The organism is Acidaminococcus nyctereutis (assembly GCF_052216985.1).
Lineage (GTDB): Bacteria > Bacillota > Negativicutes > Acidaminococcales > Acidaminococcaceae > Acidaminococcus > Acidaminococcus fermentans_A.
This window is the reverse complement of record NZ_JBQOUY010000013.1, coordinates 33,461-58,127: the sequence shown is the minus strand read 5'-3', so window position 1 is coordinate 58,127 and position 24,667 is coordinate 33,461. Positions and strand designations below refer to the sequence as shown.

The following is a 24,667-nucleotide window of genomic DNA, read 5'->3' as shown; positions in this document are numbered from 1 at the left end:
CTCTCAGTGCAGGAAGACGCCGGCTCCCGGTCCCAACGGAAGATTGAACGCCATCCATACACAGACTTGTACGATCCAGACCAGCAGGAAAGCAATGGAGTACGGAAGCATCAGGGAGATGATGGTTCCGATCCCGGTTTCTTTATTGTATTTCTGGGCCATCCCAATGACGATGGGCAGATAGGGATAGATCGGGGTAATGGGATTGGAACAGGAATCCCCGATACGGTACACCACCTGGGCAAAGGCCGGAGAATATCCCAGCAGCATGAACATGGGCACAAAAATGGGAGCAAAGATATACCATTTGGCCGAACCGCTGGTCATGACGAAATTCACCAGGGTGGTCAGCAGGATCATACCAAGGACCAGCGGGATCCCTGTAAATCCAGCATTTTTCAGGGCATCGGCTGCATTGACAGCAATGACCATACCCAGATTGGTATACCCAAACATGGCGATGAATTGGGCAATGACAAAGACAAGGACAATATACCCCGTCAAGGAGCGCAGGGAATCAGCCATCATGACCGGAACCTGGTTCATGTCCTGGATGGTCCCCACCGTTTTTCCGTAAACAATGCCGGCCAGGACAAAATACAGGATCAGGATCGGTACCAGTCCGTTGATGAAGGGAGAATTGATGATGCTGCCCTCTTTCCCGCGCAGCAGGCCGTTTTCCGGCACCAGGCACAGCAGCAGCAGGAACAGGAAAAAGAGGGTGAACAAGCCGGTCTTCCGCAGGCCTTTTCTTTCAATATCGGTGATCTGCCGTTCTTCCGCTTTTTCCGTTCCCTGATACACACCCAGCCGAGGCGTGATGATCCTGTCATTGACAAAGACGCCCACTGCCGTCAGCGTGAAACAAGAAACAAACATGAAATACCAGTTGATGGCAGGAGTCAGAGTGACAGAAGGATCGATCAATTGGGCCGCCTGCTCTGTGACCCCATACAGCAGCGCATCCGTCCCCGTCAGGATCACAGCCGCTGTAAATCCCGCATTGGTAGCCGCATAGCCTGCGATCAGCCCTGCCAAAGGATTTTTCCCCACTGCCTGGAACGCGGCCGCCGCCAGGGCTGGCACAACGATAATGGAAGCTTCGGAAGCAATGCTGCCGTTGATCCCCAAAAATAGGACCGTTGCGCTCAACGCCCACAAGGGAACCCCCAGGATGGCTTTTCTCATGAACGTGGTCAGGAGTCCGGCCCCCTCTGCCAGGCCAATGGCCATCTGCATCGCCAGCACAAGCCCTAGAGGGGCAAAATTAGAAAAGTTCTTCAGCATATTCTGGAGCAGCCAGACCAGACCGTCCCGGCTGATGATGCTGCGGACAGCGACAATTTTGCCGTTGGTCGGATTGGTGACCTGGACCCCCATCCCAGCCAGGACGGCTGACAGGACCATCAAAGCTCCTGTGATGTACAGAAAAAGGATGAACGGATGAGGTAATGCATTCCCGATTCGCTCAATGGTCCCCAAAAACCCCTTCATTTTTGGTGCTGCAGCATTTTCAGCCATATTCTTCCCTGCCGCTTTCATAAACATCCCTTCTTCACTCGATTTTTAAATATGACCGCGGTCATATTTATACATTGATTATAGTGCAGGGGACTCCCTGTGTCAATTTCCTAGATAAGGCAGTTTGAAAAAGTCATTTTTGAAAACCTTGCAGCAATGCGTCTGTAAAATCCTTTGTCTCTTTCCGCAAATCGAAATTCCCATTTTCCATGGTCCATTCATAAAATACCCCTCTGATGGCACGGATCAGCCAGATGGTCATTGTGTGAGCGGTCCACTTGCGGCAAAAGATCTTTTGTTCCTGCCCCTGTTCAAAAAAATGCTTGAAAAGCTGATAAAGCGGACGATGGTAATCCATTTCTCCCTGCTCTGCCGGATTTTTATGCAGCTGTTGAATATATAAAACCCGTATCAGATCCACTCCGATGGTTTCACAGGTGAATCTGCAGGATTCCCCAATCAAGTTCTGGATCGCTGTCAGCGGCGAACAAGGATACGGAAGCCGGGCTGCCGTTTCTTCATACGTATCGTCATAGTAATGGAGCATTTCTGTAACCACGGCTGCTTTAGAGGGGAAATGGATATAGAAAGTCCCTTTGGCCGTCCCTGCTTCCCGGGCGATTTCACTGATGGAAACATTCTCGTACCCTTTTTCGCGGAAAAGCCGGAGAGCCGTTGTATAAAGCTCCTTTTTGGTCTTATCCCCTTTCGTCTCTCTGTGCTTTCCTTTTGCCTGCTCTTCGATTTGACGCGACATAACGGCCTCCTGTTTCCTTATATTCTTTCTATTAGTATAACAGATAGAAAATGGTGCTGGGAACTGCCTGGCTGGCCCGAAAAAAAAAAGCAGGGCTGCAGGACATCGGTTTTGCTTGCCGATATCTTCTGCAGCCCTCTTGCATAGGGAACGCTGTACGGTCTTTTTCTCAGTGCACAAACAGGACGGACAGGATGTATACCACAATGATGGTGGTAATCCCCATGACTCCGGTCATACCGGTCTGGCATTTATAAGCCTGGGAAGTACTCATATCTGAGAACTGGGAGACCACCCAGAAATAGGAATCATTGGCGTGGGAAACAGTCATGGAACCGGCCCCGATGGCCATGATGATCAGCACCCGTCCCAGAGGAGAGGTGAAGCCCATGGCCCCCAGCATAGGAGCCACCATGGCGGATGTGGTGATCATGGCCACTGTGGAGGCCCCCATAGCGCATTTCAGCAGTGCCGCGATGATAAAGGGCAGGAACACCCCCACCCCCATGCCCATCAAAGAAGAGCTGATGACATCGGCAATGGGGAGCTTCTGGATGATGGCCCCAAAGGACCCGCCGGCCCCAGTAATGGCCAGGATCCCTGCAGAACTGGTGACCCCTTCCGTCACCCAGTCCAGCACATTTTTCTGTTCACTGCCGGGGATCAGGGTCATGGCCAGGAACACCCCTAGGATCAGGGCGATCACCGGATTCCCGATGAAGGAGAAGAAATATTTCACTGCCCCATTCCCAAAAGGAGCAGAAGGGAAATCCCCGATGGATTTGATGGCAATCAGCAGGATGGGAACCAGGATGGGAGAGAAACTGTGGAGAGCCCCCGGCAGTTTTCCGTATTTTTCCACCAGTTCTTCCACTGTGAATTCTGGATTGGCCGGAATATCGATCTTGGAAGAAATGTATTTGGCATAGAGATAGGCTGCCAAGGTAGCCGGGATGGAAATCACCAACCCCACCAGGATGGTCAGCCCCAGATCCGCATCCAGGGTCCCGGCCATGGCAATGGGGCCAGGGGTCGGTGGAACCAGGCAGTGGGTGGCATAAAGGCCTCCGGAAAGGGCCGTAGCCATGACCGCCAGGGAAATATTGGACCGAGCTGCCAAAGCCCGGGAAATAGGGCTCAGGATGACAAATCCAGAATCACAGAAAACCGGGATCCCGGTCACATACCCGGTAATGGCCATGGTCAGCACACTGCGGCTTTTCCCCACCAGTCCCAGGATGGTATTGGCCATGGTCAGAGCCGCACCGGTCTTTTCCAGGATGGTCCCGATGATGGTCCCGCAGAGGATGACGATACCGATATTCCCCATGATGCTGCCGAACCCATTTTTGATGATGACAATGACCTTTTCCGATGGGATCCCGCAGACCAGCCCTACCAGGACAGAAATCACCGTCATCACCAGGAACGGATGCATATTGAATTTCTGGATGGCAATGATCATCAGCAGCACAGCAACGAAAATCACCAGAAAATAGAACATGATACTCCTCCTTACTTTTTCCCCTTGTTCTCTGCCAGCAGCAGACGGATCACAAATTCTCTGGCAAACCCTGAAGTATTCTCCAGGCCCAGTCCTTCATACAGTCGGAGGAGCCGATACTGCAGGGTGTTCTTGTGGATGGCAAGTCTGTCCGCCGCTTTCTGGAGAGCTCCTTCTTCCTCATAATAAGCCCGCGCCGTATCCAGCAGCATCCGTACCTGGTCAGGAGAGACTTCCTGCTCCAGTTGATGGAGTTTCCGTCGGGCCAGGGCACCACCCCCATGGTTTTCCATCCGGGCCAAGAGATAACAAACGGCATCTTGGGGATTTTCTGCAGAAGCAACAGCTCCTTCCCCCTCCTCCAGAAGGAGCTCCACTTCCCTTCCCGCTTCCGGCAGTTCTTCCAAGGTTCCGCAGCAATGGCTGGCCGCCAGCTTCAGAAAAGATTTCCGTTCTGCCTGATCCAGGAGTTTTCCCAAGAGACCCTCTCGGATTTCTCCTACATTCCGGAGCCGTTCCCTTTCCCCTTTTTCCAGAGAATGGAGCACCAGCAGGATCTGGCCCGGCATCCCGAAAAGATTTCCTCGGCGGAGCAGCCGGTCCGTTTCCCACCAACTGTCCATCTGTTCTGCCAAGTCCTGGAGCGTTTCCGTGTCCTGCTGCGCTCCGATCCCCAGCAGTATAAAAGGCGGCTGCAGCTGCAGTCCCAGCGCCCGGCAGAGGCTCCGGGCCTCATCATTTTCTTCCCGGATCCCGGAAAGCAGCATCTGCAGCAAACGGGTGCGGTTTTTCTGGCGGGATTTCTTTTCCCGGTACTGCCTCTGCTGCCGGAAGAACTGGGTCACATAAACCCCCAGCAGATTCGCCGCATCCCGGATTTCTTTTTCTTCTCCGTAAAGTCCCACCACCCCGATGACCTGTCCGTTATCCAGTATGGGCAGATTGGCGCCTTCTTTGGCCCCAGGATATCGGCTCACATTCTGCGCATCGATGATCACCGGTTTTCCGGTTTCCGCCGCCAGCCGGGCTCCATGATGATAGGTCCCGATCCGTTCCTTTTCTGTAGAAGCCAAGATGGTCCCATCCGCCGCCATGATGTTGATGGTCCGCCCACTGACCAGAGGAGATGTCGCTTCTACAAAAGCCTGGGCCAGAGCTGCAAATTCCGTCTGTTTCAAGTGGTTCATAGTCTTCCTTTCATTCCAGGAATAAGGTATCTCCAGCCCCGAGATACATGGCATGGAGATCCGGTTCTTTCCTGACCCGTTCCCGGAAGGTTTCCCCTGTACAGTGGTTGAAGCCGATCAATTTCATCCCGAACTTCTTCATCTGCACCAGGGTTTCCCCGATCCGCGCTTCGGAAGCTTCCATCAAGTGGGTACCGCCGGCCACCCCGATGATGGGCTGTCGGTATTGTTCCTGTACAGAAGACAGGATGTTCAAGATTCCCGGATGGGAACAGCCCACCAACACGAACAGCCCTTCCTTCAGCTGATGGACCAAACAGATCTCATCGTCGAAGAAATCCGGTTTCCATTCCTCACCTTGACGCAGCCGGAACCGCTCCGGAATGGTTTCGAAGGAATGGCTCCGCCGGAATCCTGTCATCACGGAAACGGAAGGTGACAGCGGAAGCACTCCGCTGCACTCTTTGTGGAGGATACCCTTCTCTTCCAGGAAATTTTCGTCGAAACCAACCCCCAGATAGGTGGCCCGGATGTCTTCCACCGCATATTTTTCTGTAAAATATCCCTTCCCGGTCACAAAAGGCGCCCGGACCCCCGCTTCCACAAAAGCCGGGTATCCTCCCCCATGGTCATAGTGCCCATGACTGCCCACAGCAAACTGGATGTTTTCCAGAGGCACATCCAGCTTCCGGGCATTTTCCACTGTGTCCGGGCCCGGTCCAAAATCGAACAGGACCTTTGCATCCGGGAACTGGGCATAGAAAGACAGGCCGTGTTCATGCTTCAGGCCAAGATTCTCTCCAGCGCAGTTGTCCATCAGCGTAACCAGTTTCATCGCCTCACCCCATTCTTCAACAAATGTCAATGAATAGACAAATAATTCTAACTTCATTATAGCAAACCCCGTTATTTTTTCATTGGTCTGGAGACTAAAATTCCAAGCTGATTTTTGGCATCAGCCAAATCCAAAATCGTATGTTAATTTCTTTAGGCTAAGAAATCGTTACACTACAGTCATATGAATCTGGTGAATTGCCACTCTTCTCAGTTTGGTATTGCTGCTACTTTTCATGGCTTTCGGCACCGGCTATAATAAAATCAGTTGTAAAAAAAGGAGGGCCCGTTATGGAACATAAAAAAGAAGCTGCAGAGAAACTTTCTTATAAGGATATTGCTTATGAACGAATCAAAGATGCCATTTTATTCAACCGATTCCGAATTGGAGCCATCTATTCTCAGGAAAGTATCTGCCGAGAACTGGATATCAGCAAAACACCACTTCGGGAAGCTCTGTTGGAACTCCAGACTGATGGCTATGTGACTTTTTGCCGGGGCAGAGGGGTGTTGATTCAGCCAGTATCCTATGAAAAAGCCCATGATATCCTGGAAGCCAGGATAACCATGGAACCCATCTGCGCCCAATTGGCAGCCCAACGAGCCAGCGAAACAGACCTGCAGAAAATGAACAGTCTGCTGACATCTCTCCAAGAAGGTCTTCCATCGGAAGACGGACAACGGCTGTACCGAATCGACCACAGCTTCCACCGGGCTATGATCCAAGCTGCCCACAACAAAATCTTTTACCGTTTCCTGGATGTGGTACTGGATCATTATCTCCGTTTTGAAGTAAAGAGTGTCTATAACAATTCTATTGATGCTCGAAAAGTGTACGCTGAACATCAAAGAGTATACGAGGCCATTGTCAAAAAAGATGAAAAGAAAGCCTACAAGGCCATGGAAACCCATTTAAAAAATTCTTTTGCCCGGACCTTACCTGAATATTGGAAAGAGTAATATATTACTTAAGTAAAATTAATATGATAAATAGCATTGAAATCCAGAAAAAAATCAGATATACTGAAAGAAACAAAGAGATAATGCGTTTGAAATCATCCTTTTAAAGCAATAGAAATATATTTCTTTAATGAGATTTAGGGCATATATCAACATATTTCCTGTATCCGGCTGTTTCAGTCTGTCACAAGGCAGGCTGCTGCAATCATATTTTTCAAGGGAGGGATTATTATGTTGGTGGCAATCTGGGTCATTACCTTTTGCCTGATTATTGGTATCGGCGTGTATGCTGGTTCCAGCATCAAGGCGGCCAGTCAGTGGTCAGGGGGAGACCGTACTTTGGGAGCCTGGTCTCTGGGATGTGTTTTTGCAGCCTGGCAGATTGGCGGCATGGCAATCGTAGGAGCTGCTCAAAATGGATACAATCTGGGCATTTCAGGTGCCTGGTATTCCATTGCGGGCAGTTTTTATTTTATCTTCCTTGCTTTTTTTGCCAAGATGATCCGGGAAAATCTGCCCAGCGAATCAGTACCGGAATATCTGCAGCTGAAATTTGGACAGAAAACGGCCCGGCTGTATTCTTACGCCTGGATTATTTACGGGTTCCTGTACATTCCCATCCAGCTGAAGACGGTTTCCAGTATTGTGCAGATTGTACTGCCAGGATTGAGCATCAGCTGGGCCATGCTGATTGGAGTAACCATTGCGGTAGTCTATACCAGCTTTTCCGGTATGCGGGGTGCATCCGCTGTTGGCCGGGTGGTCTGCATCGGGACCTATATCCTGCTGATGGCTTTTGTCTTCACCACGCTTCCCAAATTCGGGAACTACAGTGGATTGCTGGCCAAGCTGCCTACCCAGTATGCCTCTTGGCACAATATGCCTACCCATCGGATCATTGCCTGGATCGTAGGCGGGTGCATCAGTACAGCAGTGATGCAGTCGGTTCTGCAACCTCTGCTGTCGGCCAAATCTCCAGAAGCGGCCCGGACCGGGTCCATCCTGGGGTATGTAATTGCTGCTCCTATCTGCATCCTGACAGCTCTTTGCGGTATGTTCTCTAAAGCTTCTGGAGCTGATCTGGGGAACGGGACCACGGCTTTTGCCTATGCCATCAAAGCTTTCAGCAGTCCGCTGTTTGCGGGCGTGGTCTTTGCTTTTGCTACCATGATTATCGCGGCTACTATGGCTACCATGATGTTGGCCACCGGTACCATCATCACCAATGTGTACAAGACAGAAATCAATCCCAAGGCAGATGATGCCCAAGTTCTGAAGATTTCCAAGTGGATCACCTTCATCTTTGCGTATCTGACTCTGCTTCCAGCCAACCTGATTCCCAGCAACGCTCTGACCAACCTGTTCCTGACTCTGCAGCATGTGGCTGCGGCACCAGTAAGCTTTTCCATCCTGGCCGGAATCATGTGGAAGAAGATTACTCCTCAGGGAGCCTTCTGGAGCATGCTCTGCGGAATGGTCGTGGGGGTCGCCTGGATGCTCCTGAAACTGACGGATATGTTGGAAGCAGTATACCCTGTGGTAATCGTAACTTATTCTGTAGGGATCATCGTATCCTTGATGACCGGAAAGAAGGAAGCAGTATGACCCAGACAAAAAAAGGAATCTATATGTGGCCCGCTTATTGGAGCCGGCCGGTAGCTCATGGATCCCGCGGTGCCATCAGCAGCAATAGTGTCTATGCTACCCGAGCGGGATTGGAAATCTTGAAACACGGCGGCAATGCCTTTGATGCGGCAGTGGCAGTTTCCCTGGCTCTGTCTGTAGTAGAACCTCATCATTCTGGTTTGGGAGGCGGATGCTTTTCCCTGTTGTATGTGGCCAGAGAAAACAGGTTCATAGCTCTGGACGGCCGAGGCATCGCTCCCAAAGCAGCCGGTCCGAATCTCTTTATTAAAGATGGAGAAGTCCAGGATGAATGGAAGGATCTGGGAGGACAATCGGTAACCGTTCCCGGTCTGTTGCGGACACTGGAAGAAGTGTTGGAAAAATATGGAACTCTGACCTGGAAGGAAGTGACAGCACCAGCCATCCGCCTGGCAGAAGAAGGGTTCGGCACAGGGTATACGGAATCTTTGACCATGGAGGATGATTCCGTCCGTCGGAAACGGAGACTTTCAGCTGCCTTCCGGAAATTGTATCTGAAACCGGACGGCAGCCAATACCGTTTTGGGGAAAAACAGACCAATCCGGAAATCGGAAAACTGTTGGAACAGTTGGCAGAAAAAGGGGCTGATGCTTTTTATACCGGAAAGACCGCCCGGCAGATGGTGGATCTGATCAATGCAAGGGGCGGCTGTTTTGTCCTGGAAGATTTTACGGAATACCGGCCCAAATACCGCCATGTCCTTCACACTTCCTATCACGGGACAGATGTGGTGTCCTTTGGCCCGCCAAGCGGGGGCTGTGCTGTCCTGGAAATGCTGAATATCCTGGAAACCCGAGATGTAAGAAAAACGGGACAGAATACGGCTGCCACAATCCATGCCCTGGCAGAAGCCATGAAATTGGGATTTGCTGACCGAAGCCAGGCACTGGGAGATCCAGACTTTGTCCAAGTGGATACGGACCGCCTAGTGAGCAAGAAGTTTGCCGAGGAACGGGCGGCACTCATGACGGAAGCTGCAGGAGAATTTGCAGCAGCAGAAAATATTGCCGCCAAAGACTATCCTGGGAATACGTCCCATTTCGTAGTCATGGACAAGGAGGGAAATGCCTTTTCCCAGACTCAGACCGTCCGTGACTGGTTCGGCTGCGGTATTGTGGTGGATGGATTAGGCTTCGTCCTGAACAATGCCATGAGTGACTTTTCCGCAGAAGCCGGGGCTATTACCAGTCAGGGCCTGAGCTATGGCATGGCCAACAGTATTGCCGGCGGAAAGACACCTTTGTCCAGTATGGCGCCCACCATGGTGTGCCGGGATGGGAAGCCTTTCCTAGCCATTGGAGCTGCAGGAGGTCCTCGGATTATCACGGGCATTGTACAAGGAATTGTCAACGGAGTTGATTTTGGCCTGACACCAGAGCGGCTGGTGGGCCTTCCCTACATCCACTGCCAGACACAAAAACAGGGGCTGGAAGTGGAACTGGGAATTTCAGAGGATACTTTAAATCTGCTGCGGAAACGTGGTCATACCATTGTACAGGTTCCCAGGGATCAAGCCATGAGTACCATGCTCAACAGTGTCATGTGCCTAAATGGAGAGTATTACGCAGCTGGGACACAGCGAGTAGACGGCTGTGGTGGAGCTCTTCTGCCAGATGGCCATATAGTGTTGGAGGGAATAAGCCAGGAATAAGAAAACCGATCATTTTATAATAAGTATTGAGGCCTTGTGGACATTTCTGTTCACAAGGCCTCTTGTCTTACGATAGAAAGTGGGATCAATGCATCGGCGTTCCAATCTTCTCTTTTACCAATTCCATAAAACGTATCACATAAGGTGGATATACGACACTTTTATGGATGACCAAATCAATACTTAATTTTTCCCAAATATCTTTCAGCGAAAACACCCTCAATTGGACATTTGTTCCAGCAAGGCGATTGTTCTGATCCACATATCCCAACAACATACGGGGGCAGATCGCGGCGCACCGTCCCGCTGAACATATATCGATTTGGGTTTCGCTGTCGCTGATATTATACTGGACATTTAGCTGCACATGGTGTGAAGCAAGGTATTCCTGTATAACATGGCTGACTTTTCCTGTGGTGAAATTGGGCAACACAAAAGGGATCTCAGTAAAATCTCTCAAATCGGCAGTTCCCTTCATTGAATTGACTTGTTCGGCAGAAAAATACTGCTCCAAAAGGGTTTCCGGTATCACGAGCATGATTTCATCGTAAGCAATCGTATGGATTTCAAAATTATCATCAGGCGTAGTATTGACCCCGATAAAAAAGTCAATATTTCCCTGCCGCAACCGCTCTTCTAAGATTTGTGTATCTTCTTCATCGAAAGAAACATGGACAAGGGGAAATTCCTGTGAAAACTCTGGCAAGACCAGCGGCAGGATGATAGGAGCTCTGGAAGTACTGATTCCTACTGTAAAGTTCCCCATACTTCCTTTTGAATAAAAAGAGAGTGTCCTTTCCATATTCCTTTCCATAATTTTCATCTGCTGCAGACTGCTGCGCATAATTTCACCTTCTGCTGTAAGATGAAAATCTGGTTTTCTCTGAAAAAGACTGATCCCATATTTTTCTTCCAGCCGTCTGATATGATCACTGACCGCCTGCTGGGTAATAAAAAGCCGTCGGGCTGCCCGGGTAACGCTCATTTCTTCACACACTACCAAAAAAACTTCAAATCCTATTTTCATTAGATTCTCCCATCCATAAACTAAAGAAATGATACATCTTGTTTCCCATTATAGAGAAAAGCAGCCCATCTCACAAGGAAGAGCTGCTTTCTCACATTTTATTCCGTAATCCTTAAATTTTAAATCCCATCAGAACCGGAAGCCAAGTAATGATTCCAGGAATAAAGGCAAACACAAACAGGAGGGCAATTTCGACCATTAAAAAAGGTAAGGATCCTCGAACAATCTGTTTAAAGTTAAGGCCTGAAATTGAAATGGCTGTAAACAGATTATAGCCAAAAGGAGGGGTTACGAAGCCTACGACCAAGCAAATACAGAACAGCATGCCAAGATGGAGTGGGCTGCATCCCAGTTTGATGCCAACAGGGATCATAATGGGTGCCAGGATAAGAGTCGCCGCAATATTATCCATCAAACAGCCAACAATCAGCAGAATTACGACCAGTGCCAATAAGTAAATGGTACGGCTTCCTGCAACTATAGAAATAAAGGCCTGAGAAATCGTTACACCAATCTGGCTCTTGGAAACGACCCAGGAAAACAAAGATGCTGCCGCAATGATGAAATTCACCATTGTAGAAGTTTTTAGAGAGGAAATGAGGATTTTAGGAAGATCCTTGACTTTTAATTCTCCCAAAGCAAACCCTAAAATCAGTGCATAGACAATCCCGATAGCCGCAGATTCAGTCGGAGTAAAAATCCCGCCATAGATACCTCCCAAGATCAAAACAGGAAGTCCCAATGCGCCTAAGGCTTTCCAAAACATCTTCAAGCAATAAGCACCATCAAATTTTACAGTTCCGGCAAATTTTAAGACCTCTGGATTCCGGTATGCAAAAATAACATTTACAACGGAAAGTGCTGCAGCAATCACCAATCCAGGAATGATTCCAGCCACGAACATCGCAGGAATGGAAAGATTCATCGTTACCCCATAGACGATCATTGGAATGGAGGGAGGGATAATCGGCCCCAATGCCCCGGCAGAAGCAACCAGCCCAGCGCTCGTTTCTTTCGAGTAGCCTGCCTTGGTCATAGCAGGAAGCATAATTGATCCGATAGCAGCTACCGTTGCCGGTCCAGAACCCGTCAATGCCGCGAAAATTGCACAGCTAAATACCGTAACAACACCCAAGCCACCAGGCAGCCAGCCAAGCAGACTTTTCGCCCAGTCTGTCAACCGTCTAGAGATTCCGCCAAAGTCCATTAAATTTCCTACAAGAATAAATAGAGGTACGGCAAGCAAAGTAAAGGAATTCATTCCATAGACCATACGCTGTGCCAAAACTGCTACGTTCGTATCTGTGATTGCCAGATAGGCAACTCCGGAACTCATAATAGCAAAGGCAACAGGGACACCGATCAGCATCAGTCCAAAAAGGACAACAAATACTATACTCATATTCAATCTCCCCTTCTCTGTTACTTATTGTCATTCCAGAGCACAAGCATTTTCACCAAAGCCTGGATGATCAAAAGGACACCTCCAACAGCAACTGATGAGTTGATACACCACATGGGGACCGACATCGCTGTGCTCAAATTGGTTCGAGAAGCATAAGAAAGGTATGTGCCAGCATAGGTCATGAGTACCCCATCAATAAGGATTACTGCCTCAATGAACAGGTCTGCACTCTTCCGCAATCCTCCATGCAGTAAATCCAGGATAGCCGTTACCGTTGCATGGCCTCCATTTCCAATAAGCAAGGAAGCTCCAATCATATGCATCCAAATAAAAGCATACCGTGCCAGTTCTTCCGTCCAAGACAGAGAATGATTCAAGATAAATCTGCAGAATACCTGTAAGACACAGGCAAAGATAAGTACAACAAAACAAACAGCACCCACATAGCTTACAATCTTATTGATCCGATCCGATACTTTTACTAAATTTTCCATTGTGCTCTCCCCTTCCATAAAACTTACAGAAGGCCTACTTCTTTTTGCAGCTTCTGCACCCACTTGCTGCCGATATAAGATTCCATTTCTTCATAACAAGCCTTTGCGACCTGCCGGAAGCCTTCGCTGTCAACTTCTTTTTCTGGAATAATGGTCATTCCTTTGCTGCTTAAATCTTTTTCCATACGTGCTGCAGAATCATCATTATTTTTCCGAGCTGCTTTTGCCGCTTCAACTGCAGCTTCTTTTAAAATCTTTTGATCTTCCGGAGTCAGGCTGTTATAAACTTTTGTAGACACACAGACTGGGAGCGGAGAATAAAACAGATTCACATTATCGATATATTTGCAGATATCAGGAAATCCATTCGTATAAAGCACACTAAGAGGAGCATCACAGCCGTCTACAGCACCCTGCTGCAATGCTGTCAAAAGTTCTCCCCAAGCCATAGGCGTTGCATTTACTCCCAAAGAGTGATAAGCGGACAAATACGTCTTGGTTTCCATGCAGCGGATTTTCAGGCCAACCAAATCTTCTGGTTTCCGAATCGCCTTGTCCCGAGTGCATAGCTGCCGGAACCCTCCTTCTGAATAAGCAAGGCAGGTAACGCCCGTTTCTTTCATATTATCCATCAGTTCCTGTCCGAACTCGCCATCCAAAATTTCTCTAGCTTGCTTTACATTTTTGAAAATAAAGGGAAGGTCCAATGCTCCATTTGCACGGACATAGGAAGCTACGTAAGCATTTGTTAAAACAGCGGCGTCACAAGTCCCGATTTGCATCCCTTCCCACATTTCCGGTTCACTGCCCAATTGGCTGCTGGGGTATTCATGTACTGTGATCCGTCCATTTGTATGCTTCTCCACATAATTTTTAAAAGTTAATGCAGTTACATGATAAGGATCGTCAGGATTCGATGCGGTAGTATATCCAATTCCGATGGTTATCGGCCCATCTTTTTTCTTTCCAGATGAAAACAATCCACATCCGGATACACTCACCACCAGTGCTGTCATAAGCAGCCCCAATAGGATTTTTTTCGTTTTCATAATTTGACTCCCCCTGACCTTTATGCAGATAGATGGATAATCTGTGCAGGAACCTGATGCGTCATGATGAAGAGTTCCTTCTCTGTAAAGCCTTGTTCCAGCATTGCTAGAATAAAGTTCCTGTATTCTTCTACGGGAGAAGGACCCGTTTGCTGCCCTCGATCCGTTGCCAAATACACGTGCTCCACGCCTGCAGATCGGATATTGGCAGCCATTTCTTCAGCTGTCACGGACCCCGTTACAAGATTTAACCAATTCTTTTCAATAAAGACGCCTTGCTCCGCAAGCTCTTTCTGTATCTCTCCTGAAATCTTTGTTCTCTGAAATTCAGGATGGGTTAAAATCATTGGAACTCCTCGGGCACGTCCTTCTTTACATAATACAATGGATTCCTCCGGACTGATATGACCTGTTGCCAGACATCCACCTCTTTCCTTGATGATATCCATAATTTCATAAACAACTTTTTTTATCCGGCCGTTCTCATCCAGGATACTGATTCCCGGTCTATTAAAAAAATCTCCGTCCATATTGCCAAAATTCAGACTGTTTCTTGCATCCCTGGTAGGCATCCAAATGATTTTCGCCCCCGCCCGTACGGCCTCATATACAGCATAAGGGTTCAATCCCCCCACAGGCCAGTTTAAAACCAGGCCCCCATATGCTTTACATTGGCAATGGCAGTATTTATTGATCAGCATGGCCCGTAATGCCGTCGGTTCATAATGACTTTTTAAGAGGATCCCTGCCATACCGTATTGTTCGCCGGCTCGGATCAGTTCTACACCATCCAATTTTCTCGGGAATACCGATGGTAAAGAATGTACATGTAAATCATAGGCACCCCTCTGCAAATCCATTGCCTTTTGAAGCAAAATTTTTTTATCCATACTTTATCTCCCACAATTTCTGACACATTTCTGGTCATCAAAGCTCATGGGGGACCGGTCCGTTTCGCTTTGTCCAAATATACTGTAGCACGGATTTTATACAAGGAAAAACAAGTAATTTCAGTATAAAAACAAGTTAAAACTTGTTTTTATACTTTTTAGTTTGTTTTTTCGAAAAATTCAATCGTTTTTACTTCCATTTGGCTGCTATTATTTTTGTTTTTCATTATTAGGTTTGTTTCAGCACAAGAAAAAACTTGTATTCGTTTTCCTACCATTCCCCTCACGATTTTCAGCTGTCTTTCCCTGTGATATACTTAATTCAGAATCTTCCATTTTTATTTCACAGGAGGTAGGACCATGCCATTTATTACAACCAACGACAATGTATCCATTTACTACGAAATCCATGGAGAAGGAAAGCCTTTGTTCATGCTTCCCGGCTGGACCTGTTCTACGAAATTCTGGAAATACAATGTAGAGGAACTTTCCCGGCATTTCCAGGTTGTCCTGATGGATATGCGGGGCCATGGGGAATCTGAAAAAGTGCTCCACAGCCACCGCATTTCCCGGTACGCCATGGATGTGAAGAATTTGCTGGATGCCTTGGACCTGAAAGATGTTACGGTACTGGGCTGGTCCATGGGAGCTTCCATCCTCTGGAGCTATATCGAATTGTTTGGGAACTATCGGATCGACAGCCTCATCTGCGTGGATCAGTCTCCGGCCCAATATGTGAAACCTGACTGGCCCTGGGGACAGAAAGCCTGTTTCGATGTAGAAACCTTCATGGAAACCTGTTTCGCCGCCAAAAGTGATCCTCGAGGATCTGCAGAAGGGCTTGTGGGGGCCTGTCTGAAACATGCTCCTTCAGCCGAGGACCACAAAATGCTGGTAGATGAAATCTGCAAATGCCCGCCCTATGTGCGGATCGAAATCATGCGGGACCACACCAACCTGGACTGGAGGGATTTCCTGCCTCACATCCAGCTTCCTACCCTGGTCTGCTGCGCCCGGGAAAGCAAGGTCTTCGATGTGCACGGAAGTGCCTGGGTCGGAGAAAACATCCCCGGCGCCCAAACAAAGATTTTTGAGGACTGCAGCCATATGCTGTTCTGGGAAAAGCCGGAAGAGTTCAATCAGTGTGTCATCAGCTTTATTGAAGGGCTGAAGAAATAAATTCCAAGCAGAGAAAGACTCCAACTCTCCTGGCACTGGATACCCAACGACAGACTGTGAAAGACGTGGATCATGTTTTATGGTGCTTCTTTCACAGTCTGTTTGTTTTGTATAAAGAGGATATTTTCAAGCCGACAGTGACTTATTTGTAATGAAAAAGAGAATGATCGGCCCTCCTCCAATGGCAGTTCAGAAAAAAACAGCCACAAAAAATTTGAATTTATAACCGGTACCTGGTATCCTTAAAAGAAAAAGATAAGAGAGAACCATTATGACAGAATCACTGCATGAAAAGATCTATAACGAATTACTGCATAAAATCAAAACCCATTTCTATGAGGAAGGGGATCAGCTGCCTACGGAGGCTGAACTGGCTCTGCAGTACAACGCCAGCAAAGCGCCAGTACGCCAGGCACTGGATCGTCTGCAGCAGGAAGGATTCATCCTACGGAGGCCGGGCAAGGGTACTTTCATTGCAGGACGACGAGAATGGCCCCATTTGAATCTAGGAGGATTCGAACAGGATTTTGAAGAAAACAACCAATATCTCTATTGTAAAACCCTCTCTGTAGAAGATCAGCCTTTGCCAAAGGAGATTGCAGAAGCTGTAGGGATCCCTGCCAGTACTCCTGCGGTAAGTGTCCGCCGCATCCGGTATTTCAAAGATAAACCGCTCTATTATCTCCATCACTTTATCTTTGAAGTGGACAGTACTCTCATCAAAAAAGAAGGGAATTTTTCTTCTCTGCTCGCCATCTATGACCAAAATCACATTCCCATTATCCGTACGGAAGATGAGCTGCAGGCCGTCCCTGCCCCTCAACAGGTGGCTGAACTCTTAAAAGTCCCTCCCCATACGGCTGTGCTGCTCATCAATCGAAAGACCTATAGGGAAAAAGACAGGCTCTTGGAATTTGTCCGTTTTTATGTTTTAACAGAAGAATGGAAGTACAGGGTCCATTACCAGGAAAAGTGACTCTGCCCGGAACCCGTTGGACGTCTACCCCAAACTAAAAGCCCCAAAGAACAGGCTGGTTAAAAGCTGTTCTTTGGGGTTTTCAACGTTTTGGGATCAATTGAAGGAATTCATGCATCCAAATAAGCAAGAGCCACCGCACTCAGTGCTTTAACCCCCGCCAGCAGGGCCTTTTCATCAAAGCGGATTGCCGAATTATGGAGCCCCAGGCGAGTCTGTGGGTCTTCGCTCCCTGTTCCCAAACGGAACAGGACACCGGGGATTTCCTGCTGATAGGCAGAAAAATCTTCACTGCCCAGAGAGACTTCTTTCAGATCCACGGTCTTTTCAGCTCCCAAGATTTCCGCCGCTGCTTTTTTGGCCAGGTTATTCAGTCCTTCTTCATTGATGACAGCTGCCACTCCTTTTGTATAGTTGACTTCTGCTTCACAATGATAGCCTTTGGCAATGGTGCCAGCCAGGTCCTGGATCATGGCGGGCATTTTGTCCCGTACGGCATTGCTGATGGTCCGCACCGTCCCTTTTAGCGTTACATCCGGTGCAATCACATTCCGCGCCTTGCCCCCTTGGATCATGCTGATTGTCAGGACAGTAGAATCCGTCGGTTTGATTTCACGGGAAACGATGGTCTGTAGTCCGGAAATCACAGCGGCAGAGGCAACAATCGGATCAGCACATTGGTCCGGATGAGCAGCATGCCCAGATTTCCCAATGATTTTCAGATCGATATCATCGGAAGATGCCATAAAGGCACCTGCCCGGAAACCCACACTGCCAGCATCCACCGCTGGCCAGGTGTGCATGGCAAAAATGGCCTGGGCATCCGGTTTTTTTAAAACGCCTCTTTCAATCATGGTTTCAGAACCGCCCAGCTTTTCTTCTCCCGGCTGAAAAATAAACTTTACCGTCCCGCTGAACAGCTCCGGATGATGGCTTAAGACCCGAGCCACTCCGATCAGCACGGACATATGCAGATCATGGCCGCAGCAATGAGCCGCTCCAGATTGTTCGGAAGGGAAAGGAAGCCCTGATTTTTCTTCCAGCGGAAGGGCGTCGATATCTGCCCGCAGTGCCACTACCTTGCCAGCTTTTTCTCCACGGAGTACGCCCAGCACACCGGTTTTTCCGTCCCAGGTAGTCACTTCCATGCCAGGGCATTTCTGCAATTCTTCCGCAAGGGTCCGAGTAGTCCCAAATTCCTGGAAACTCAGCTCCGGATGGCGATGGAACTGTCGTCTGAGTGCTCTGATATACTCCTGATCTTCCTCTGCAAACTGGCTCAGTAAGGCAATCTCCTTCTCCATTCCGGTCACGCTTTCTCAAAGTATTTATAATTTCCGTTGATATGGGGTAGGCTTTCCCCTGCATCGATCCGTTTTTTCGTTGCCGGTTCTCCATTTTGTTTGGCAACAGCCCGTTCGCCATATTCTTTGGCAAACTGCGGATCCACCACAAAAATCCCGTCATCGTCTGCAACCACCAGATCTCCCGGTTTGATGACCACATTATCGATGGCAATGGGTACGTTAATCATCCCTTCAATGCCTACACTTCTGGTCGTCAGGGCACTGACACCCCGGCAGAAAATGGGCAGATCCATGGCCTGCAGCGCTTTGACATCAGTGATGCAGCCATCGATGATGACGCCTGCTACACCTTTTTTCTTATAGGAATAGCCTACCAGTTCTCCTAGAGGCGCTCTGTCATATTCATTGCAGGTATTGACACAAAGCACATCCCCAGGCTGCACCACATCGATGGCCTTATGGATTGCGATGGAATCCATATGAGGCAGTTGAACGGTCACTGCATTCCCTACAAAGTGGAAATCCTTTTGAAATGGCTTCAGACTTGTGATGAAACCAAAATCCGTCATATGGCCAATGCTGGACGGACAAACGTCTTCGTACAATTTCCGCAGTTCGTCAGTTACACCTTGGACACGCTCTTTCATCAAAAACATAAAAAAGACCTCCTCTAAATTGAACCTCTTTTATTTGGCAAACTCGTAAAAATACCAGATAATCGTTGAAGATACAAGCCATGCCATCACCAGGAGCGGCAGTCCTGTCTTGAAATAATCCTTGATCTCATATCCGCCCGGTTTCCAGACCAACAGGTTGGGCCCTGTACCAAAAGGCGTGCAGAAAGCCAGGGACGAAGCAACGGCGATGGCCATGACCACACCCCGTGGATCCAAATGCAGAGACTGGGCATAAACGATTCCCATGGGAAGCATAATGGCCGAAAGAGAAGTCTTCATCATGAACTGGGTCAAGAAAGCAGTCAGCCCGGAAATGATCAGGATGGCCGCATAAGGGCTGACAGATGTTGCATATTGAGAAGTAAAGTCGATGATCATCTGGGTAACACCGGTTTTGGCCATAGCTCCGCTCAGCGGAAAGACCCCGGCAACCAGGAATAAGGTGGGCATGCTGAAAGAATCCAGGGCATCATTTACCGTAATGCACCGAGTCACCACTACAATCATGGCTCCCAGGACGGCTGCCAAATGGAACGGCATGATTTTCGTGGCAAGGGCAATCACCAAAATCACAAAAACAACAGAGGTAATGATCATTCCCCGTTTGTCTTTATGAGCGACGGGAGGGACCTGATCATAGCTGGTTTCCACTTCAGGCAGCGTATGATACCCGAAAAAATACATATAAATCAGTCCGATGATGGTAATGGGCAGGCCGACTTTCGTAAATTCAAAGAACCCATACCCCTGGTACCCGGATTTTTCCAATAGGCCGCCGGCGATGATGTGAGGGGTCGTACCGATCAAGGTGATGGTTCCTCCCATAGAAGCAAAGAACGCCAGCGTCATATAAATCTTGGACAGCTTGACCTGTGCCTTCTGTGCCATAGCCCCCACGATGGGCATCAGGCAGCCGGTCGTCCCTGTATCATTCAAAAAAGCACTCATGCTAGCAGCAACCACAGCTACACTCAAAGTCAGCCGTTTTTCCGTTTTCCCGATCAAGTTGATGATGGTACTTCCGATGGTATCGGCCAGCCCTGTTTTCATGATGGCCCGACCAATGACGAACATGCTCATGAAGAACATACAGGTGGAATTGGAGAAATCCGAAAAGGCGGTAGCCGGTTTCAAGATGCCGGCCAAAGCCAGGATCGTTGGAATGGAAATCCCCACAATCACCGGATCGGCGATTTTCCAATTCAATGCAATGAAAATCCAGAAAAATAATGCAATGACCAAAATCATCTGCCACGTCATATTTTCCCCTCCCCATCATTTATTATAATATTATAATATTATAATAAATGATGGGATGCAACCATTTCTTTGCATTTATTTTTATTTTCTTTATTTATGTGTAAGCAAAGTTTTTATAATAAGTATTCTTGTCCAATTTTTGCAAAAAAAATCTCTCTGGAAGACCTCCGTCCGAAGGTTTTCCAGAGAGCCGATCCATTTTCAAAAAGTTTTATAAGTCCTTACAGCCAGAAACTGGCGACATACGTGGCCAGAAGACCTCCCAACGCCATGAAGATATTGCTGATGGAAAGGGTCTTCAGCCCAGTTTTCATATCAAAGCCCATACAATTGGTATACACCCAGAAATAGGAGTCGTTCACGTGGCAGCAAGATCTGGCACCAGCTCCGGAAGCCAGGAAGATCAGGATGGGATTCAGTCCCAGGCTGCTGGCAATGGGAGCACACAAGGTGGCAGCGGTGGTCACGGCAACGGTGCCGCTGCCCTGGACGATTTTTAGCAATCCAGAGATGACAAACGGGATCAAGATGAAGGGCAGCCCGGTGTCGATGACCATCTGGGCCAGGCTGGCACCAGCTCCGGAGGCTTTCAGCACAGCACCTAATGCCCCGCCGGCAGAGGTGATGAATACGATGGGCCCGGCGTCTTTCAGGGTGGTATCCATGATTTTCAGTACCTTTTCTCCCCCCATCCGTTTTCCCAAGGTAAGGATGGCCAGGAGTGCACCGATTGCCAGGGCGATGTTGGCATCGCCGATAAAGGAAGTCACAGCCAACAGCGGATGTTTCTTAGGCAGCAGCATGGCAGCCGTAGTATTCCCCACAATGAGCAGCAGAGGAATCACCAGAGGGATGAGACTGGCCAAAGTCCCCGGCAGATCATCCGTATTGTCATCAAAAGCGGCTTCTTCCTCTTTCTGTGCATCTGGCTGGAAATGGTAATAGCATTCCGGACGGCTGCGCAGATACGTTTCCGCAAAGATCCAGCCGGCTGCCGTCATAAATACAGCAGCAAAAGCTCCCCAGAGGATGGCCTGGCCGATATCGATGCCCAGCAGTCCTGCCGCAGCCAGGGGCCCTGGTGTAGGAGGCACGTACACGTGGGTGGCCAGGAGTCCCCCGGACAGGCTGACCGCCAGTACGGCCAAGGGAATCCCGGTCTTCCGATGGATGGCTTTCACCAAAGGAGCCAGGATGACACAGGCAGCATCCGAAAAAACAGGGATGGAAACCAGATATCCTGTGATGGCCATGGCCAGACTGGCTCTCTTCTGCCCCACCAGCCGGACCGCATCGATGGCCATCCGATTGGTCCCCTTGGCTGCATCCAGATAGTTCCCCAGCAGGATCCCGAAAATGATGACGATCCCGATGCTCTTTACCGTCCCGGCAAACCCAGAAGTAATGGTCTTCACCGTTGCCGGTCCTCCCAGACCGGAGAGCATCCCCATGACCAGGGCCGTAGCCAGGAGTGCCATGAACGCATTGGCTTTCACTTTCAGGCACAGGAAAAGCAGTACCGCAATCCCGATGACAAACACCAGCTCGATAGGCATGATGTACTTCCCCCTTTCGTTTTACTTGCCCGTTTTTTCTTTGGCGAATCTTGCCCGCATGAGCGGTTTGATGCCCCCGGCTTCCAGGATCTTCATGGCCTGGGGTCCCAGTTTCTCACAGGGATAGGTTTCCCCGGTTTCCTGCACCGTCACCTGATACTTTTCCAGGTCCAGGATCAGGGTCATCCCATCTTTCACCTTGTCCTTCAATCCCTTGCAGATAATGGGCAGAAGTCCCAGATTGATGGCATTCCGGAAAAAGATCCGGGCAAAAGAATCTGCCAGTACCGCTTTGGCACCCATATTCAAAAGCGCGATAGGGGCATGTTCCCGGGAAGACCCGCAGCCAAAATTCCGGCCGGCCACCACCATGCCTCCCTTGGGAAAACTGGCAGCGATGTTTTCATCCACTCCGCACAGGCAGTGGCTGCCGATTTCTTTGGGGTCTACGATATCCAGATACCGCCCCGGATAGATCTGATCCGTATCGATGTTGTCTCCCACTACAATGATTTTTCCCGTTACCCTTGTTTCCATCTCTGCTTCCTCCTTCACCTTACAGATACTTCCGGGGATCCGTGATATATCCGGTCACCATGCTGGCTGCCACCGTAGCCGGGCTGGCCAGGTACATCAGGGCTTCCGTGGATCCCATCCGTCCCGGGAAATTCCGGTTGGTGCTGGTGATGCAGACCTCTCCGGCGGTCAGCACCCCTTCATGGGCTCCCAGGCAGGCCCCGCATCCAGGGGTGGAAATGGTCGCCCCAGCCTTGATCAGATCTTGGATATACCCTTTTTCCAGGCATTTCTCCATCACTTCATTGGAAGCTGGGATCACCACCAGGCGGGTATATTCCGGGATATGTCTCCCTTTCAGGATCTTTGCGGCAATGGCAATGTCTTCTTCCCGTCCTCCCGTACAGGATCCGATATAGCCCTGGTTCAGCTTCACCGGCCCCTGGGCCACTACGCTGGAGAGGGTATGGACATTTTCCACACTGCTGGGGCAGGACAGTTCCGGTTCCAATTGGGAAACATCGAAAGTATAGCTTTCTGCATAGGTATACCCTGGGTCGGTGTACTGCACTTCAAAGGGACGGACGGCACGTGCCTTTACGTAATCCAGCACGGCCTGGTTCGGCTGTATATAGGCCGTCTTGGCGCCCATTTCCACAGCCATGTTGCAGATGGTCATCCGTCCTGCCACATTCAGGTTCTCCACATAGCTACCGGTGAAATCGATGGCTTTGTACACCGCTCCATCGGCCCGGATCTTTCCCAGCACAGCCAGGATCACGTCTTTGGGGAATACGCCCTTGGGGGCTTCCCCTTCCAGCCGCACTTCGATGATTTCAGGGATCCGGAACCACAGTTCCCCCGTCATCAGGATGGTGGCCATATCCGTGGCTCCGCAGCCCGTGCCCACTGCACCAAAGGCGCCATGGGTTGTCGTATGGCTGTCCGTAGCCACCACGATCATCCCAGGATAGATCAGGCCGGCTTCCGGCATGACCTGATGGCAGACCCCGCAGTTGGTGTCGAAATGGTATTTCAGGTTGTTCTTCTGGGCAAATTCCCGCATTTCCTTATGATTCTGGGCACTCTTGATGGTAGGACAGGGAGCATAATGGTCGAAGACAAAAGCGCAGCGGGTATTGTCCCAGACCTTTTCCCCTCCCATCTCATAAAAAGAGTAGACCGTCTGCAGATACAGATCATTGATCTCTGCGAAATCCACCTTGGCCATCACGATTTCACCGGTTTCTACCGTCTTTTTGCCGGCATTCTTTGCAAAGATTTTCTCAATGGCATGCATTGGATATTCCTCCCCCTGTTTTCCCTGGATCTGTTTTTAAATATCATATATCGTATACGATATTTCGTATGTGGTATTTTTACCATATTTCTTCCAAAAACACAATCCAAAAATGAAATTTTCTGATATTTAGCTACAAATCGTATATCGTATACGATATTTTCTTCTTTGATTCCAAAGAAAACTTGTTGAACTCCTGCCAAAAACCGCATAAAATAGAATGGAAGAATGTAAATAGGAGATTGTGATAACCATGCAAACCCTAAAAATGGTCCCCACACGGGTTCGGGTGACTTCTATTTTAAAACGTGCCATCTACAGCGGAGAATACAAATCCGGGCAGGAACTGAGCCTGACGGCCATTGCCGAGCAGCTGGGCATCAGCCGCACCCCTGTACGGGAAGCCTTCCAGACCCTGGCGGCGGAAGGCCTGATCACTTTACGGATGAGCAAAGGTGCCATCGTCAATAAAATCGATCAAAAATTCATCCAGGATACGTTTGAAATGCGGATCCTGCTGGAATCCACAGCCGCTTACAAAGCTGCTGAAAAAGGCTTGAAGGATGCAGATACATATATTGCAAGGCTGAAGGACATGGAAAGCCGTTTGGATTCCATCGATGACAAAAGCTATGAAGAACTGAATCAATCCGTCCATATGGCCATCTGGGAAGCTGCGGACAACCAAAAGCTGACCACCTATCTGATGGAATTGTGGAACGGCCCCAGCACCGGTCATGCCATCCCCGAAGAACAGAAACATTACCGCCTGTCTACGGAAGAACACATCCAAATCCTGGAAAATATCCGGGACCATCAGCCACAGGCTGCCAAAGAAGCCATGGAAAGACATATCCGCCGCAGTGAAGACAATGTACTTGCCTATCTGGGCAGGAAAGACTCCTGAAAAAAGGCTGTGAAAGCCGCCGGCACAATTTGCCGACAGCATTT

22 protein-coding genes are annotated in these 24,667 nt (G+C 49.1%); 6 read left to right on the top strand and 16 right to left on the bottom strand.

Features of this window, described 5'->3' with window-relative positions:
- Positions 1–3: 3 nt before the first annotated feature.
- From ACTUHY_RS07785 to ACTUHY_RS07765, 5 genes are all read right to left on the bottom strand, one after another.
- A complete protein-coding gene (locus ACTUHY_RS07785; RefSeq protein ID WP_442827267.1) occupies positions 4–1,521 on the bottom strand; it encodes an AbgT family transporter in 1,518 nt (505 codons plus the stop codon).
- Between the two features lie 133 nt (positions 1,522–1,654).
- Positions 1,655–2,278 carry a TetR/AcrR family transcriptional regulator gene (locus ACTUHY_RS07780; protein ID WP_075579221.1) on the bottom strand — a complete coding sequence of 208 codons (624 nt, stop codon included), beginning with the start codon at positions 2,276–2,278 and terminating at the stop codon, positions 1,655–1,657.
- A gap of 169 nt (positions 2,279–2,447) precedes the next feature.
- Positions 2,448–3,782: a GntP family permease gene (locus ACTUHY_RS07775; RefSeq protein ID WP_075579222.1), complete on the bottom strand. Its 1,335-nt coding sequence runs from the start codon at positions 3,780–3,782 to the stop codon at positions 2,448–2,450.
- Between the two features lie 11 nt (positions 3,783–3,793).
- Positions 3,794–4,969 (bottom strand): CdaR family transcriptional regulator, encoded by a 1,176-nt coding sequence (locus ACTUHY_RS07770; RefSeq protein WP_442827266.1) that lies wholly within the window; start codon positions 4,967–4,969, stop codon positions 3,794–3,796.
- Between the two features lie 10 nt (positions 4,970–4,979).
- Entirely contained in the window at positions 4,980–5,804 is an 825-nt protein-coding gene (locus ACTUHY_RS07765) for an MBL fold metallo-hydrolase (protein ID WP_442827265.1), read from the bottom strand.
- 290 nt (positions 5,805–6,094) lie between these two features.
- Between ACTUHY_RS07765 and ACTUHY_RS07760 the strand changes: the two genes are divergently transcribed.
- The 3 genes from ACTUHY_RS07760 to ggt all read left to right on the top strand — a co-directional run bounded on the left by ACTUHY_RS07760 (position 6,095) and on the right by ggt (position 10,080).
- Positions 6,095–6,763, top strand: a complete 669-nt coding sequence (locus ACTUHY_RS07760) for a GntR family transcriptional regulator (RefSeq protein ID WP_442827264.1) — start codon at positions 6,095–6,097, stop codon at positions 6,761–6,763.
- 231 nt (positions 6,764–6,994) lie between these two features.
- A complete protein-coding gene (locus ACTUHY_RS07755) occupies positions 6,995–8,368 on the top strand; it encodes a sodium:solute symporter family protein (RefSeq protein ID WP_442827263.1) in 1,374 nt (457 codons plus the stop codon).
- Entirely contained in the window at positions 8,365–10,080 is a 1,716-nt protein-coding gene (gene ggt / locus ACTUHY_RS07750; protein WP_442827262.1) for a gamma-glutamyltransferase, read from the top strand. The genes ACTUHY_RS07755 and ggt overlap by 4 nt, the downstream gene beginning before the upstream one ends.
- 85 nt (positions 10,081–10,165) lie before the next feature.
- Here the strand turns inward: ggt and ACTUHY_RS07745 are convergent, their stop codons facing one another.
- The 5 genes from ACTUHY_RS07745 to ACTUHY_RS07725 form a co-directional block, all read right to left on the bottom strand.
- The gene (locus tag ACTUHY_RS07745; protein WP_442827261.1) at positions 10,166–11,107 is read right to left on the bottom strand and encodes a LysR family transcriptional regulator; all 942 of its coding nucleotides are present in this window, start codon (positions 11,105–11,107) and stop codon (positions 10,166–10,168) included.
- Positions 11,108–11,219: 112 nt separating this feature from the next.
- A complete protein-coding gene (locus ACTUHY_RS07740) occupies positions 11,220–12,509 on the bottom strand; it encodes a TRAP transporter large permease (protein ID WP_442827260.1) in 1,290 nt (429 codons plus the stop codon).
- 20 nt (positions 12,510–12,529) lie between these two features.
- The gene (locus ACTUHY_RS07735; RefSeq protein ID WP_442827259.1) at positions 12,530–13,006 is read right to left on the bottom strand and encodes a TRAP transporter small permease; all 477 of its coding nucleotides are present in this window, start codon (positions 13,004–13,006) and stop codon (positions 12,530–12,532) included.
- Between the two features lie 23 nt (positions 13,007–13,029).
- On the bottom strand, positions 13,030–14,055 hold the full coding sequence (locus ACTUHY_RS07730) for a TRAP transporter substrate-binding protein (protein WP_442827258.1): 1,026 nt from the start codon (positions 14,053–14,055) through the stop codon (positions 13,030–13,032).
- A gap of 20 nt (positions 14,056–14,075) precedes the next feature.
- The gene (locus tag ACTUHY_RS07725) at positions 14,076–14,945 is read right to left on the bottom strand and encodes a DUF6282 family protein (protein WP_442827257.1); all 870 of its coding nucleotides are present in this window, start codon (positions 14,943–14,945) and stop codon (positions 14,076–14,078) included.
- A gap of 360 nt (positions 14,946–15,305) precedes the next feature.
- Between ACTUHY_RS07725 and ACTUHY_RS07720 the strand changes: the two genes are divergently transcribed.
- Together ACTUHY_RS07720 and ACTUHY_RS07715 are read left to right on the top strand one after the other, a co-directional pair.
- A complete protein-coding gene (locus ACTUHY_RS07720) occupies positions 15,306–16,124 on the top strand; it encodes an alpha/beta fold hydrolase (protein WP_442827256.1) in 819 nt (272 codons plus the stop codon).
- A 271-nt stretch (positions 16,125–16,395) separates the two neighbouring features.
- The gene (locus tag ACTUHY_RS07715) at positions 16,396–17,100 is read left to right on the top strand and encodes a GntR family transcriptional regulator (protein WP_442827255.1); all 705 of its coding nucleotides are present in this window, start codon (positions 16,396–16,398) and stop codon (positions 17,098–17,100) included.
- A gap of 110 nt (positions 17,101–17,210) precedes the next feature.
- On the opposite strand, the gene ACTUHY_RS07710 is transcribed toward ACTUHY_RS07715, so the two are convergent.
- From ACTUHY_RS07710 to ACTUHY_RS07685, 6 genes are all read right to left on the bottom strand, one after another.
- Positions 17,211–18,404: a M20 metallopeptidase family protein gene (locus tag ACTUHY_RS07710; protein ID WP_442827254.1), complete on the bottom strand. Its 1,194-nt coding sequence runs from the start codon at positions 18,402–18,404 to the stop codon at positions 17,211–17,213.
- Positions 18,405–18,409: 5 nt separating this feature from the next.
- Entirely contained in the window at positions 18,410–19,063 is a 654-nt protein-coding gene (locus tag ACTUHY_RS07705; protein ID WP_270420508.1) for an RraA family protein, read from the bottom strand.
- Positions 19,064–19,093: 30 nt separating this feature from the next.
- Positions 19,094–20,344, bottom strand: coding sequence for an SLC13 family permease (locus ACTUHY_RS07700; protein WP_442827253.1), 1,251 nt, complete (start codon positions 20,342–20,344; stop codon positions 19,094–19,096).
- Positions 20,345–20,565: 221 nt separating this feature from the next.
- The gene (locus ACTUHY_RS07695) at positions 20,566–21,900 is read right to left on the bottom strand and encodes a GntP family permease (RefSeq protein WP_270420506.1); all 1,335 of its coding nucleotides are present in this window, start codon (positions 21,898–21,900) and stop codon (positions 20,566–20,568) included.
- A gap of 21 nt (positions 21,901–21,921) precedes the next feature.
- Positions 21,922–22,437, bottom strand: coding sequence for a LeuD/DmdB family oxidoreductase small subunit (locus ACTUHY_RS07690; RefSeq protein WP_442827252.1), 516 nt, complete (start codon positions 22,435–22,437; stop codon positions 21,922–21,924).
- A gap of 19 nt (positions 22,438–22,456) precedes the next feature.
- Positions 22,457–23,716: a 3-isopropylmalate dehydratase large subunit gene (locus tag ACTUHY_RS07685; RefSeq protein ID WP_442827251.1), complete on the bottom strand. Its 1,260-nt coding sequence runs from the start codon at positions 23,714–23,716 to the stop codon at positions 22,457–22,459.
- Between the two features lie 253 nt (positions 23,717–23,969).
- On the opposite strand from ACTUHY_RS07685, the gene ACTUHY_RS07680 reads away from it, so the two are divergent.
- The gene (locus ACTUHY_RS07680; protein WP_270420503.1) at positions 23,970–24,623 is read left to right on the top strand and encodes a GntR family transcriptional regulator; all 654 of its coding nucleotides are present in this window, start codon (positions 23,970–23,972) and stop codon (positions 24,621–24,623) included.
- Positions 24,624–24,667: the final 44 nt, after the last annotated feature.

Excerpts from the sequence above, each read along its gene's own strand:
- ACTUHY_RS07785 (WP_442827267.1), bottom strand. The coding sequence starts at position 1,521 with ATGGCTGAAAATGCTGCAGCACCAAAAATGAAGGGGTTTTTGGGGACC.
- ACTUHY_RS07780 (WP_075579221.1), bottom strand. The coding sequence starts at position 2,278 with ATGTCGCGTCAAATCGAAGAGCAGGCAAAAGGAAAGCACAGAGAGACG.
- ACTUHY_RS07775 (WP_075579222.1), bottom strand. The coding sequence starts at position 3,782 with ATGTTCTATTTTCTGGTGATTTTCGTTGCTGTGCTGCTGATGATCATT.
- ACTUHY_RS07770 (WP_442827266.1), bottom strand. The coding sequence starts at position 4,969 with ATGAACCACTTGAAACAGACGGAATTTGCAGCTCTGGCCCAGGCTTTT.
- ACTUHY_RS07765 (WP_442827265.1), bottom strand. The coding sequence starts at position 5,804 with ATGAAACTGGTTACGCTGATGGACAACTGCGCTGGAGAGAATCTTGGC.
- ACTUHY_RS07760 (WP_442827264.1), top strand. The coding sequence starts at position 6,095 with ATGGAACATAAAAAAGAAGCTGCAGAGAAACTTTCTTATAAGGATATT.
- ACTUHY_RS07755 (WP_442827263.1), top strand. The coding sequence starts at position 6,995 with ATGTTGGTGGCAATCTGGGTCATTACCTTTTGCCTGATTATTGGTATC.
- ggt (WP_442827262.1), top strand. The coding sequence starts at position 8,365 with ATGACCCAGACAAAAAAAGGAATCTATATGTGGCCCGCTTATTGGAGC.
- ACTUHY_RS07745 (WP_442827261.1), bottom strand. The coding sequence starts at position 11,107 with ATGAAAATAGGATTTGAAGTTTTTTTGGTAGTGTGTGAAGAAATGAGC.
- ACTUHY_RS07740 (WP_442827260.1), bottom strand. The coding sequence starts at position 12,509 with ATGAGTATAGTATTTGTTGTCCTTTTTGGACTGATGCTGATCGGTGTC.
- ACTUHY_RS07735 (WP_442827259.1), bottom strand. The coding sequence starts at position 13,006 with ATGGAAAATTTAGTAAAAGTATCGGATCGGATCAATAAGATTGTAAGC.
- ACTUHY_RS07730 (WP_442827258.1), bottom strand. The coding sequence starts at position 14,055 with ATGAAAACGAAAAAAATCCTATTGGGGCTGCTTATGACAGCACTGGTG.
- ACTUHY_RS07725 (WP_442827257.1), bottom strand. The coding sequence starts at position 14,945 with ATGGATAAAAAAATTTTGCTTCAAAAGGCAATGGATTTGCAGAGGGGT.
- ACTUHY_RS07720 (WP_442827256.1), top strand. The coding sequence starts at position 15,306 with ATGCCATTTATTACAACCAACGACAATGTATCCATTTACTACGAAATC.
- ACTUHY_RS07715 (WP_442827255.1), top strand. The coding sequence starts at position 16,396 with ATGACAGAATCACTGCATGAAAAGATCTATAACGAATTACTGCATAAA.
- ACTUHY_RS07710 (WP_442827254.1), bottom strand. The coding sequence starts at position 18,404 with ATGGAGAAGGAGATTGCCTTACTGAGCCAGTTTGCAGAGGAAGATCAG.
- ACTUHY_RS07705 (WP_270420508.1), bottom strand. The coding sequence starts at position 19,063 with ATGTTTTTGATGAAAGAGCGTGTCCAAGGTGTAACTGACGAACTGCGG.
- ACTUHY_RS07700 (WP_442827253.1), bottom strand. The coding sequence starts at position 20,344 with ATGACGTGGCAGATGATTTTGGTCATTGCATTATTTTTCTGGATTTTC.
- ACTUHY_RS07695 (WP_270420506.1), bottom strand. The coding sequence starts at position 21,900 with ATGCCTATCGAGCTGGTGTTTGTCATCGGGATTGCGGTACTGCTTTTC.
- ACTUHY_RS07690 (WP_442827252.1), bottom strand. The coding sequence starts at position 22,437 with ATGGAAACAAGGGTAACGGGAAAAATCATTGTAGTGGGAGACAACATC.
- ACTUHY_RS07685 (WP_442827251.1), bottom strand. The coding sequence starts at position 23,716 with ATGCATGCCATTGAGAAAATCTTTGCAAAGAATGCCGGCAAAAAGACG.
- ACTUHY_RS07680 (WP_270420503.1), top strand. The coding sequence starts at position 23,970 with ATGCAAACCCTAAAAATGGTCCCCACACGGGTTCGGGTGACTTCTATT.